9 protein-coding genes are annotated in these 12,427 nt (G+C 57.8%); 1 reads left to right on the plus strand and 8 read right to left on the minus strand.

All coding sequences use genetic code 11. The features are described from left to right. Positions 1 to 136: 136 nt before the first annotated feature. From ACP8MI_RS10190 to glf, 8 genes are all read right to left on the minus strand, one after another. Positions 137 to 1,048: a cutinase family protein gene (locus tag ACP8MI_RS10190; protein ID WP_018121552.1), complete on the minus strand. Its 912-nt coding sequence runs from the start codon at positions 1,046 to 1,048 to the stop codon at positions 137 to 139. Positions 1,049 to 1,096: 48 nt separating this feature from the next. Further along, the gene (locus tag ACP8MI_RS10195) at positions 1,097 to 1,786 is read right to left on the minus strand and encodes a hypothetical protein (RefSeq protein ID WP_284572773.1); all 690 of its coding nucleotides are present in this window, start codon (positions 1,784 to 1,786) and stop codon (positions 1,097 to 1,099) included. Beyond that, positions 1,786 to 3,786: an alpha/beta hydrolase-fold protein gene (locus tag ACP8MI_RS10200; RefSeq protein ID WP_082148386.1), complete on the minus strand. Its 2,001-nt coding sequence runs from the start codon at positions 3,784 to 3,786 to the stop codon at positions 1,786 to 1,788. The genes ACP8MI_RS10195 and ACP8MI_RS10200 overlap by 1 nt, the downstream gene beginning before the upstream one ends. A 345-nt stretch (positions 3,787 to 4,131) precedes the next feature. Beyond that, a complete protein-coding gene (locus ACP8MI_RS10205) occupies positions 4,132 to 5,154 on the minus strand; it encodes an alpha/beta hydrolase (RefSeq protein WP_018121555.1) in 1,023 nt (340 codons plus the stop codon). Positions 5,155 to 5,312: 158 nt separating this feature from the next. Beyond that, on the minus strand, positions 5,313 to 6,317 hold the full coding sequence (locus ACP8MI_RS10210) for a decaprenyl-phosphate phosphoribosyltransferase (protein WP_049150031.1): 1,005 nt from the start codon (positions 6,315 to 6,317) through the stop codon (positions 5,313 to 5,315). Further along, complete coding sequence (locus ACP8MI_RS10215) at positions 6,318 to 6,824, minus strand: phosphatase PAP2 family protein (RefSeq protein WP_049168322.1); 507 nt, start codon at positions 6,822 to 6,824, stop codon at positions 6,318 to 6,320. Continuing rightward, the gene (locus ACP8MI_RS10220; protein WP_239212018.1) at positions 6,814 to 8,748 is read right to left on the minus strand and encodes a glycosyltransferase; all 1,935 of its coding nucleotides are present in this window, start codon (positions 8,746 to 8,748) and stop codon (positions 6,814 to 6,816) included. Before ACP8MI_RS10220 ends, ACP8MI_RS10215 begins: the two co-directional genes overlap by 11 nt. Positions 8,749 to 8,850: 102 nt before the next feature. Beyond that, a complete protein-coding gene (gene glf, locus ACP8MI_RS10225) occupies positions 8,851 to 10,041 on the minus strand; it encodes a UDP-galactopyranose mutase (protein WP_239212019.1) in 1,191 nt (396 codons plus the stop codon). Between the two features lie 239 nt (positions 10,042 to 10,280). On the opposite strand from glf, the gene ACP8MI_RS10230 reads away from it, so the two are divergent. After that, positions 10,281 to 12,425 carry an N-acetylmuramoyl-L-alanine amidase gene (locus tag ACP8MI_RS10230; protein WP_239212020.1) on the plus strand — a complete coding sequence of 715 codons (2,145 nt, stop codon included), beginning with the start codon at positions 10,281 to 10,283 and terminating at the stop codon, positions 12,423 to 12,425. Positions 12,426 to 12,427: the final 2 nt, after the last annotated feature.

Consider the following 12,427-nt stretch of genomic DNA (forward strand, 5'->3'; position numbering starts at 1 on the left):
GAAACGTTAACGTCAATACCAAATCTTATGAGTTCTAATTCACAATCACGAATCGCCACGCCGAAAAACCGCCACGCCGAAAGACTTTCCACGTGGCGGTGCTGGTGAGGTTCACATTCCGAGCAAACCTATCTGGCTAACCCTGATCGATTGTCTCAATAGCCCAATTCTTAATCCACTCATCCGCCGTCGTACCCGGAATTACTTCCTCATTGGTGCCGTACTGGGCATGCGAATTATTCGCCAGCTCCAGAGCCCGGCCAAACGCATCCAACACGCTTTCCGGCGCGGCACAGATTGGGTCATTTTGGGCACAGATCTGGAAAGTGCGATCTTGCAACGCACCGAAACCATCCCGCGCACCACGCATCGATGCTCCCGGGGTCACGCCCTGCACCAAACCTTCCAGAGGCTTCAAAGCAACCTCAGCGCCTACCCCACCAACCGGGACTCCCGGGTTAATCCCCTGGTCTGCAGTACGGCGGCCGTCGGCAAGCAAGGCAATGCCCCGTACACGCTCCGGCGGAATCGGCCCACGGTGGTTGCCGATCTCATTAGCGATATCACCCAGGATCACAGCGCCCTGGGAAAAGCCCGTCAGCGCGAAATCCGTCAGCGGGCATTCCTCATGCGTGGCAGCCAGGCGCTCGCGAACCTTCTGCGTGCCTTCTTCGCGGGATTCGTCGTAGCTCAACTGGTCCTGGTTTTGCACATTGGCAAACTGGGCAGAATACGGCAGAGTCCACACCCGCACGTCGTCCGGAGCGTAGCGCTCCTGCAAAGGCCGGGTGACATTAAGCAAAAAGGAATGTGGATTAGCCTGCGGATTGAACGGGTCATCATCCGCAGCGGATTCCCAGGTGCCCGGAGCAGAAATGAATTCCACCCGAGGGCACCACTCCGGCTGCACAGGCTCATCCGCTTCTTCGGCAGGACCGGCTTGCTCATCTGGAGCCATCGGATCCTCGCCGCTTAAATATTGCATCACCCCGGCACCGATTAACAGGACCAGAACGATCACGGCGATAACCGTGAACACTTTTCTCATAGCTTCACATTTCTTGATTGAGCAGAATCGCGGATTTTACGACCGCAACTAGCAAAAGTGCTTGCGTGCGGACTCCGCCAAATTATCAGCCAAATCTTCGAATTCTCTGTCAGTCCGGTCTTGGCCAATCAGTTGCCCGGCTACCGCCTGTAAAATCGCGGTCTGGTCATCACAGACCAAGTACCCGGCAGAGATGACCTGGCCTTCAACTCCGTCGACGTCGACACCGAGTGCACGAACATCATCGAGGAATGCAGCGTTATCGCCTTCGAAGTTGTTGGTATCCGGGATTTCGTCGATTTCCTGCGCTCCACGATCACGGCTGCCACCGCTGCCTCCAGCTTGCGGTGCTGGCTCAGCGTTACTGTGCCCCGCCGTGTTCGCGCCAGAGTCCTTCTTTTCGGACTCTTTGCTGCTCTTGCCGTCCTTGCCGTCCTTGCTGTCTTTATCAGCATCTTTCGACTTCGAAGAACTAGCCGCAGTGGATTCCGAGGCAGTCGTCGACGATTTGCTCAGAGTCTCTGGCTCTTCGTCTTCTACGGTTGCTGAACCACACGCCGCCAACACCAGAGCACCAGAAGCCAACACTGCCGCCAACGACGCTTTCCGACGCCGTGTACCAGTGCCCGGTATACCTGCTCCCGTTTTGCCGGGACCTGCCATTCCGAGGCCCGTTTTGCCGGGAGCCGTTTGGCAGTGGCCCGTCTTGTCAGGACCCAAGCTTCGCGTAAATCGCATTACTTCTCCCGTACGCCACCGTTGATCTCTTGCAAGGTTCCGTGCTGGAACTTCTGCTCATTCACGCCCGGCTTGGACTCGTAATCAGCGGTTGGCCAGCCATACTTGCCCTGTTCCCAACCGTGCTTGCCCCACTCGTCGAAGATCTTGCCGTACTTGATCACGTGACCACCCGACTCCGGCGAGAAGTAGATATTGCCGTTTTCGAACTCCTGCAACCAACCGCCTTTGATCTCGATCTCGTTGCCTTTCGGCAGACCCAGCTCGGCCTTGTCGACGGATGCGTACTTCTTACCAATCGCACCGTGCACCAAGTAGGTCTTACCCTCCCGGTTGCGGGTCAAGAATCCGTTCTGCATCGGCTGCACCTTGCCGCCGCCCACGTGCTCATCCTTGCCCGTTGGGTAACCGGAAGTGCCGGTCTCGTAGCCGTACTCCTTCCAGCCTTCCAGCAAGTCGTTGGGAACTTCCCAAGCACCAGTATCTGGGTGCCAGTAGATATTGCCGTTTTCGAATTGCACGAACCGGCCCTTGCCATCCGGGGTGCCAAGCTCAGTGGACTTCGGGAATCCCAGCCACGATGTTGCGCCACCCAACTGTGCATAACGCGCGTTGATGGCGCCATACACACCATGTGCGCCGGTTTCTGGCGACCAATAAGCAGTACCACCAGTGAAGTCCTGTGCCACGCCACCGGTCTCGCCCACCTGATACTCGTTAGTCAGGCACTCTTCAAAGTGCGCCTGGCCAGACACGTCAGCGGCAATCGCACCCTTGACCTCACAATTAGCGGTGCGGCCTTCATCTGGGATATCCAGTGAATTCGCGATGTATGGCCAAGCCTGCTTCAGTTCGAATTCCCAGTATTCCCACGTGTGAATACCGGTCGGGCGGAACTTCGCGACGACGTCCACATTTTCTTTCTTGGCACGGTCGACGAAGGTCTGCGTCGACATGCGAGAGATCACTTCCAAACCGACACCCGGCAGGCTTGGGCCGTGCTTGGCGACGGAGTTGGGATCACCGAAATCTGGTTGTCCGCTTCCAGCCGAGACGTAGACCGTCATATCGCGCAATTGCTCGATGCCCAGCTTCGGATCGTGATCAATCCAGCCCTGGCTATACAGCGGGCCCCACATTGCCTCGGCGTTGTATCCACCGCCGTCGGAAAGCGCGACCTGAATAGCTTCTGGCATGCCCTTGCTGGTGGTATCCAAGTAACCGGAGAAAGAGCCAGCAAAATTGAACAGGTGCGGGTTACGCTCGGCCATGTTGATAGCAGAAGTTGCGCCCATGGACAGACCCGCAACTGCGCGCTGCTTATTGGAACGGAACTTGTTGTCCATGATCGGGATAACTTCCTTGGTCAAGAAAGACTCCCACTTGTAGTGCTTGCCGTTGTCCGGCTGCTGCCAATCGGAATAGAAAGAAGACTCGCCACCGACCGGCAGGACGACGTTGACGTTTTTGTCAGCAAAGTAACGTTCCACATCGGTCGCGATGGTCCACCCAGATTCGGTTTCGCGGGCGCGCAGACCGTCCATCAACCACAATTCCGGGAATTTCTGGTTCGGCTTAGCGTAGTAATCACGGGCCAGCAGCACCTGGAACTTCATTTCCTGGTCCGGCATAGCAGCGGATTTAACGTAGACGAATGCGTGGCGCGGTGATTTGTATTCCACACGATCAATCTCGACGCCTTCTGGCAGGCCATCCGAGCTCGGGTACTCCGTCTCAATGGTGCTGCGCTGCGGGGCCTCTCCCGGCAGAACCGAATCGGTAATGCCGTCATTTTGTGGCAACAGATTCGAGCTTCCTGGGAATGAGCTTTGTGCCTGCGCTACAGGAGCCTGCGTAGAAATAGGCACGGCAGCCAATCCGGCAGCAACGGCGGTGGGCACCGCCAAGGCCTTCAACCAGGCGCGACCGCGGAAACCGCGTGACTGCTGACCGGTAGTCAGTGGTTGAACGTGCGGGGAAGAAGACGAGTCTAGACGCATAGTGATTCCTTGAAAGTGTGTGCAGGGTAGGCAAAATTCAGGCCTGTCCGCACCCCGGAAGTTCCCCGCTTCCGGGATACGGCTGGCCTACTCGCGTAGTTTTCAAGTCTAAAGTTTAGGTTTAACTAGACGGTTGTTGGTAAGACACTCCGCAAATTCCCAGAAAAATTCTCGCCCGGCGCGTCCGGCGCTTTCTGCCGCGCAAGTTCGCCTCATGCACAGGGCTGGATCCACCGCACAAGAAAAGCCAGACTGGCGTCGCCGTGTTGCGACAACCAATCTGGCTGTAGAAGCCTCTCACCCCTGTACGGGACTAGAGATACTCAGAAAGATACTCAGAACTGTTTAGCGAGCACCCATGACATCCAGGATGCGATCCCGAGTCCGCTCCAACTGGTAGTTGAACTGGTACCAGTTATGCAGACCCTGAGCTGGATAGTCAGTAGTGATTGGGACACCGTTCAAGCGAGCATTCGCCTCAAAGGTACGGGTGCCAATCATGGACATGAACTCCAGGGCGATGCCAGGAGCCTTGTGCTCTGGCCGCAGATTTTGATCTGGAGGTCCAGGAACACCGGAAGCAGCGGAAACATAGACGTCGGTGTTACGCAGATTGCCCACCAAGTAGAACGGGTCATTCTGGAAACGAGCCGGGTTGATCAGCGTGCCGTACATCGCGTTGATGTTGTAACCACCGGCATCAAGCAACGCAACACGCATCATCGTCTGCATACCCGGCGCAGTAGTAAACAGGTAGCCGGAGTAGGACAAAGCCTGACGGAACTGGTTGGGGTGCTTACCGGCCAGGTTCATCGCGGCAGTAGCACCCATGGACAAACCAGCAACAGAGTTATTGTTCGGAGCAACGCCGAAGTGCTGCTGCAGGTAACCAGGGAGCTCAGCAGTCAGGAAAGTTTCCCACTTGTAGCTGCCGTCTTCTTCACCTGGGAAGTACTTCGGAGTACCTTGCCAGTCTGCGTAGAACGAAGCCTCGCCACCCACCGGCATTACCAAAGTGATGTTGTCTTCTGCGAACAGCTTGTGAGCATTGCCCTCACGGTTCCAACCGTTCTGCTGGTTGTTCGCACGAAGACCGTCCAGCAGGTACAGGCCAGCGTTGCCGCCACGGGAGGCAGGCTGTATCTGGACGGGAATATTGCGGCCCATGGCGGGCGAATACACATCACAGCGCTGGATCCAGTAAGCAACATGTGGATCCCACTCACAGGTGCCGGTGGCATCTGGCCGCAACCAGTGCCGGTTATCTTGTGCGGTCGCCACCGAAGGGCTGGCCATCATCCCCAGCGCGACCGCCACGGCAGTCACCATTGTGACCACCGCACGACGCATATTCACGATCGACGTCATTGCTCCCCTTCACGGAAATTATTCATTTACCGCCTGTATGCTCCATGGTTTTCGGGATAATACCCGCAGGCGACAACGGATTCTGATACGTGTATCGATAATCGAGATAATTTCGTTACACAGCTTGAGGCCAGTGTAGGGGCAGCAAAAAATAATCGCTACTTGAAAACGGTTGTTACTTGTACTGCCGGAACGATATACACCGCAACGACGATGCAGGCGATCCACAGCAGCGCCAGCACCTGCAAGGCGCGGTCCTCCAAGGCGATTTCATCCGGCGCACCGCCTTCACCACGGTCCACATTCGAGGCATAGCGCAAAATCGCGATGGTAAACGGCACCAATGAGACCTGATACATGATCGATGCCAAGCCCTCAGTCGCCTCGGAAAGCTCAAAGCCCCACAAGGCATAAGACATGACAACGGCAGTAGCCGCCAGCGTCCACACGAAACGCAGATAGGTCGGAGTATAACCTTCCAAGGCTTTGCGGATTTTCGCGCCGGTGCGCTCGGATAGCAACAGCTCCGCGTAGCGCTTACCAGATGCCATAAACAGCGAACCGAACGCAGCTACCAGCAGGAACCACTGCGAAAGCTCAATTCCGGCGGCCACGCCACCAGCCATGGCGCGCAGCATGAAACCGGATGAAACGAGCGCAATATCAATCACCGGCATGTGCTTCCAGCCAAAGCAATACCCCAGCTGCAGCGCGATATACACCGCAATCACCGCGGCCAGCCCCAGCCCATCCGAGGCCAAGAAAGACAGACCGACGGCTGCGATGATCAATCCGACGGCCATCGCATAGGCCAGCCCAACCGGAAGCACACCGGCAGCGATCGGGCGGAAACGCTTGGTTGGGTGCGCCCGGTCCGATGCCACATCGCGGGCGTCGTTGACCAAATAAATCGAGGATGCACCCATGCAAAAGACAAGAAACGCCAACGCGACGTCGGCAAGCGTGCGACCATCCAGCAAAACACCGGCGCCAGCAGCGGCCGGCGCGGCAACTACCAGACTGTTTTTCACCCACTGCTTCGGACGCAGCGCCTTGATCATGCCATCAAGCAGATTCTTCGGAGGTTGACGCTTCCGGCCGGTATCCACGCCGGAGGTGTGTGGTTCCGAGTGGAACACGCTTTGGTGACCGTCGTTTTCCATCTAGCCTTGCCTCATCATTCGCTTAGCGGTCGCATAACCAATCATTGCACCCAGCAGAGTATCTGTCGGGTAATGAACCCCCAACACCATACGCGATGCCATCATCACCGGGATACCAACCAACGGCATTGTCGAACCCGTCAATTCCGAAACCCCAGTACAAAATGCCGCCGTTGATGTCGAATGTGACGACGGAAACGACAATTTCGACGGCGTTGCTACCCCGACACGCACATACGGATAATCCGGACGACGACGCCGCACGATGCGTTTGAGCACCACAGAGGCGGCGTGCGCAGTCAGTGCCGAGGCACCAACCCGCACCCACTGGCCGCGCCGTTGCTTGTCGACGACTGCCCCAACACCTGCACTGGCGATCCATCCCGCAGCGTGTTCGCCGAAATGCGACAGCCCACGTGCGGTCGACAACACGCCCGGCGCGTCAAACGCTACCGATTGGATGCGCTCCAGCACGCGGGATTCTGCTTGGCTGAGTTTATTGGGCATCGAAGACCTTCTTCCACGATTCGCGTGCGGTCAGCTGCGGACGCGCACTCCGGTAAGTGGTCTGCAGCTCGTCGAAACGAGCCTCAATATCCTTCAACAGCTTCCGGGTTTGTGAGAGCAAATCGCTGGTCAGCTGTTTATCGCGTTTACGGAAAGCCACCCCGGTGCCACCAGCGGTGGTCACGGTTGCCGAATCGACTCGGGACAGGTTGAACCAACGAGCCTCGTTCGGGTTCAGATTAATCTGCGGTGCCTCGTGGTGGGCTGGATCCGCTTCCTTTGCCAGGTGGCGCAGGGTTTTCAGCGCCCATGGGATCTTTTTCACCTTGCCCAAGCGGCCACCGACATTGCGCAGGGGAACATCGGCTCCCGTTGGTGCGGGCAGATCCGCCGCGGATTCATAGATCACGGCGTCATCGTAGTTCTGGCGGATCTTCTGGATCCGTGGCAACGAGGTCTCCAGCACGTCGAAAAGCTGCTCCGGGCCCGCCAGGAAATCACGCATGGCTTCGATCTGGATGGCCATGGTGGAGTATTCCATGCACATCGCGTGCTTATAGCTGGATTTCATGATCGAGCGCGCCACGCCCTTAAAGCTGCCGCGGTGGTACATAGCGGCGGTAATAAGGCGGTTACGCAGGTGGAAATACGCCTGCCAGTCGATCGCATCGTCCTTATCTGCCCAGGCCATGTGCCAGATGGCAGCGCCCGGCCAGGTGACCGTCGGGAAGCCAAATTCGGAAGCGCGCAGCGAATACTCGGTGTCATCCCATTTGATAAACAAAGGCAGCGGCTGGCCGACGGTTTCGGCAACCACGCGCGGGAACAGGCACATCCACCAGCCGTTGTAGCTGACGTCGACGCGACGGTGCAGGTCTGCGCTGCTTTTCGCGTGCGGGTTGCGCTGTTGTTCTTCGGTGAGCGTGTAGCCCAGCGGGTACTCGGAAAAATCGTGGTCGTAGACACCGTATGGGGCCGATCCCCACATGAAATCGCGGCCGTGAATAGTCTCTCCTGTGGTGCGCAGCTGGGCACGCTGCTGCAGATTCAGCATTTGTCCGCCGACGACGATAGGGCTGGCTGCAAAACGGGCTGCCTGCACGGCGCGCAGGATAGAATCCGGCTCAATGGCGATATCGTCGTCCATGAACAGCACGAAAGGCGCATCCGTGTTCTCCACGAATTCGTACATGATCCGCGAATAGCCACCGGAGCCACCAAGATTGCCCTGCCGGAATTCGTGGAAGCGCTCGCCGAAGACCGCAACGGCGTCGTCGTATCCCGGCTCATCCGCTGGGTGTTGGTTGCCCTGGTCCGGCATGAGCACATGAGAAATTGCCTGTTCGACGACAGGGTCCTCCCCCAAGGCCTGCAGTGCGGCGACGGCATCGGCCGGTCGGTTAAATGTCGGGATGCCGACGGCGACTTTCTTCTCCGCAGGCTCGATGGTGGAGCCGTCGGGAAGCGTTTGTGGCTTCGGTGCATGCGGGGCACACCAGGCGGCCTCACTGATGCTGGTGTCGGTTTCGGCGGTGACGTCGAACCAGTACCAGCCGCCGTCTTCGAAGTTTTTCAACGGCAGTTCAATGTCCAGGGTGTCGTCGACGACCAAGTGGTTGCTCACGCCAACGCGGGTGCCGTCGACCTTGGAGCGGTACAACGAGATATTGGCCGTGCCCTCAACCTTCATGGTCAACACGACGGAATCGAGTTGCGACCAGCGGCGCCAATACGATGCCGGGAAGGCGTTGAAATAGGTTTCGAAGCTGACCTCCGCGCCGGCGGGCACGGTCACATCAGTGCGGGTATCCCAGCTCAAACGCTCTTTGTTCTGCGGGGATTCGATGAGGTAAAGCATGCAGACATCGAAAGGTTCGCCGCGCTTCGGTAACAGAATGCGTTGCAGGGCTTCGCGATGGTTCACGGTTCTCCAGTTCACAAGGGTTGATTCACGAATGGACAGTGCAGCGGGCGTTAGTGTAGTGCCCGATAATGCAGTAGTCGTTAATGCAGTAGACGTTAATGCTTAGTGGCCGCGTTCTTGCTCTAGTGCCTTACCGTCCTGGAAATACGGCACCAGCTTGTTGTCGAACATCGACAGAGCCGCGCCGATGGCCATGTGCATATCCAGGTACTGGTAGGTACCCAAACGGCCGCCGAACAGCACATTATTGTCGGTGACCTCTTTCGCCGCACGCTTGCGGTAGGCAGCGAGTTTTTCGCGGTCTTCCGGGGTGTTGATGGGGTAATACGGCTCGTCGTCGTCGCCAGCGAAACGGGAATATTCTTTGAAAATCACCGTCTTCTCGCGCTGGTAGTTGCGCTCTGGGTGGAAGTGCCGGAATTCCAGGATGCGGGTGTAGTCCACGTCTTGGTCGTTGTAGTTCATCACCGCGGTGCCCTGGAAATCTTCCACATCGTGGACTTCTTTGTCGAAGTCCACGGTGCGCCACCCCAAACGGCCCTCACAATAATCGAAATAGCGATCCAGCGGTCCGGTATACACCACGGGAGCATCCGGAGACTGCGCGCGGATGTCATCGCGGACTGCAAACCAATCCGTGTCCAGTTGCACATCGATCTTGTCCGAGGCCGCCATATTTTCCAGCCATGCGGTATATCCGTTGACCGGCAGGCCTTCGTAGGTGTCGTTGAAGTAGCGGTTGTTGAAGGTATAACGCACCGGCAGGCGGGTGATGTTTCCGGCCGGGAGGTTTTTCGGATCGGTCTGCCACTGCTTGGCGGTATAGCCTTTCACAAATGCCTCATACAGCGGGCGCCCGATCAGGGAGATCGCTTTTTCCTCCAGGTTCTCGGCTTTATCCGAGTCGAATTCCGAAGCTTGCTCCGCGATCAATTGTTTGGCTTCTTCCGGGCTGTAATAGCGGCCGAAGAATTGATTGATCAGGCCCAGCCCCATGGGAAATTGGTAGGCAGTGCCGTCGTGCATGGCGAAAACGCGGTGTTGGTAATCAGTGAAATCGGTGAATTTGTTGACGTATTCCCATACCCGCTTGTTCGAGGTATGGAACAGGTGGGCACCGTATTTATGCACCTCAATGCCGGTTTCTTCGTCTGTTTCGGTATAGCAGTTTCCGCCAAGGTGGGGGCGCTTTTCGACGATGAGCACCTTTTTGCCCAACTCATTGGCCGCGCGTTCTGCGATGGTGAGGCCGAAAAATCCGGATCCGACAACGATGAGGTCATATGCAGTCATGCTCTACAGACTAGTGGAGCACTACGCGCACTAGTGGGAGCAACTAAGGCGCGCTCATAATTCCGCGTGTCGCAACATAAATAACATTCTTCTCATGGGTAACTTTGAGCCTGTATCTTCACCTCTGGCACATGGATTACGCGAGTGACGTGCTTCAGGGGTGTGTTGCTGATTGATTCGCTGAATCATTCTTCGCGGAAAAATGCTTCGCGGGATCATTCAAGGAAACAGGAGTATTCATGCACTTACGTCGCCGTATTGGCACCTCCGGGTCGCTGCGAAACTGGGCCAGCGCCAGCCCAGTCGTCGCTGTCACCGCGACGGCGGCCCTCGTGGTCACCGCCGCTTTCGGAGGCCACCAGGTTTTGCAAACCCAAAACGCCGGTTCCGGACAAGCCGAAGCCAGCATCAGCACCGCCAGTTTCAGTAGCGGTACCGCCACCGTCGTGGATGACCCAGCTGTCGCTACCCAAGGCGACGGCCCGGCTCCGTCCCGCGCGGTCCAGGAGTTCACGAAGGATGAGGAATTCGATTCTTTCGCCCTGACCTGGAGCGGCGAGCGCGATATCAACGCGCATTTCCGTTCGAAGCGTGCCGACGGCAGCTGGACCGAATGGTTCGAAGCCGATGCACTACCCCACCCGGAGGAAGCAACTCAGCAGGGCACCGAGCTGATCTACGTCGAGCCGACCCACACCGTGCAGGTTTCCGTGGCTGGGCTGGATCTGTTTACTGGCGACGAAGCTGCAGCTGCAGGCTCAGAAGAATCTGCAAGCACAGCGGAAACGGCGGGCGCAGCGGAATCTGCAGGCGCAAGCCAGGCAACCACTGACGGCACGAACACCACCACGCCGGGCACTCTGCCGAAGGCTGGTTTGGAAACTTCTGCTGGTGTTATCCAACCGGTCGCAGACGACGTAGACCTCACTGACGGCGCGGGTGCCGGTGCGGGCTCCGATGCACACGCTGGTGCTACCGGCGCCGATGACCTCAACGCTGTGTTCGTCAACGGCAACGCCGCCGCTGGCGCGGGCCAAGCAGAAAACGCGATCGAGCAGACCGCCAACCTGTCCGTCGGCATGCCCAGCGTGGTCACCCGCCAAGGATGGGGCGCCAACGAGTCCTACCGGGGCAACTGCGGCGCTACCGGCATGGACTACAACGCACTGACCCTGCACCACACCGCAGGTTCCAACAATTACGACGCCGCTAGCGCTGCCGCGCAGGTCCGTGGCGCGTACCAGTACCACACTCAGACTCTAGGTTGGTGCGATATCGGATACCACGCGCTCGTCGACAAGTTCGGCACCATCTATGAAGGCCGCCGCGGTGGCCTCAACGAAGGCGTGATGGGCGCCCACGCCGGTGGTTACAACCAGGGAACCTTTGGTATTTCCATGGTGGGTAACTACGAAGTCGCACCGATCAACGAAGCCATCATCCAGTCCGTCGGCCAGATCGCCGGTTGGCGTGCTGCGCAGTCCGGTTTTGATCCATCCGGCACCATTCAGATGACTTCCGGTGGCAGCAGCTACGCAAAATACCCAGCCGGTGATACCCGCACGTTCCAGCGTTTCCACGGACACCGCGACGTCGGAGCGACGACGTGCCCAGGCCAGCATGCGGTCGCGCGCTGGAGTGATATCCGTAATGCCACTAACAAGAAATACCAGCAGGTGGCAGGCCTGATCGCGGGCAACGCAACGGGGCAGTCGCAATCCGGGAACAATAATTCCGGAAACTCCGGTAACCAGCCTGGAACCACCAACCAAAATAACCAGAGCACCCAGTCTGGAACCACCAACCAGAACAGCACTCAGAGCACCCAGAACGCCCACACAAACTCGAACCCGGCTAGCGACGGCCCGTTACAGACCGCGGTCAAAGCCATCGGGATCATCGCACCACTGGTCATGGCGATTTTGCAGCAAGCTAATGGCGCCGCGAACAAAGCACCGAACGAGTCCACCGAGGAAACGTTAAAGCGTTTGGCGACTTCCTCAGACATCCACCTTGGCGACGTTCCGGCGCTGATCACCCAGGTTGTGAAACTCACCGGCAACACGGAAATCGAGCAGACCTGGGCACGGATCAATAAACTGATCGGGCCAGTGCTGGGTTCTCCAGCCACCGGTATTGTGCGCGCCTCGGACGACGTAAACTTCGCGCTATTCGATAACGGCGTGATCATCGACTCCGAGACCGCTGGCACCAACGCCCTGTGGGGAGAAATTGCCAAAGCTTGGGCCAATGGCGGCTTCGAAAAACTGGGCCTACCGACCAGCGAGCAATACCAACACGGTCAGAAGATCCGCGTGAATTTCCAGGGTGGAAACATCACCTATGATCCTTCCACCGGCGAGCTACAGATCAATGCCGACTAATG

The organism is Corynebacterium sp. LaCa_70, from assembly GCF_058182015.1.

Excerpts from the sequence above, each read along its gene's own strand:
- glf (WP_239212019.1), bottom strand. The coding sequence starts at position 10,041 with ATGACTGCATATGACCTCATCGTTGTCGGATCCGGATTTTTCGGCCTC.
- ACP8MI_RS10205 (WP_018121555.1), bottom strand. The coding sequence starts at position 5,154 with ATGACGTCGATCGTGAATATGCGTCGTGCGGTGGTCACAATGGTGACT.
- ACP8MI_RS10195 (WP_284572773.1), bottom strand. The coding sequence starts at position 1,786 with ATGCGATTTACGCGAAGCTTGGGTCCTGACAAGACGGGCCACTGCCAA.
- ACP8MI_RS10230 (WP_239212020.1), top strand. The coding sequence starts at position 10,281 with ATGCACTTACGTCGCCGTATTGGCACCTCCGGGTCGCTGCGAAACTGG.
- ACP8MI_RS10200 (WP_082148386.1), bottom strand. The coding sequence starts at position 3,786 with ATGCGTCTAGACTCGTCTTCTTCCCCGCACGTTCAACCACTGACTACC.
- ACP8MI_RS10210 (WP_049150031.1), bottom strand. The coding sequence starts at position 6,317 with ATGGAAAACGACGGTCACCAAAGCGTGTTCCACTCGGAACCACACACC.
- ACP8MI_RS10190 (WP_018121552.1), bottom strand. The coding sequence starts at position 1,048 with ATGAGAAAAGTGTTCACGGTTATCGCCGTGATCGTTCTGGTCCTGTTA.
- ACP8MI_RS10215 (WP_049168322.1), bottom strand. The coding sequence starts at position 6,824 with ATGCCCAATAAACTCAGCCAAGCAGAATCCCGCGTGCTGGAGCGCATC.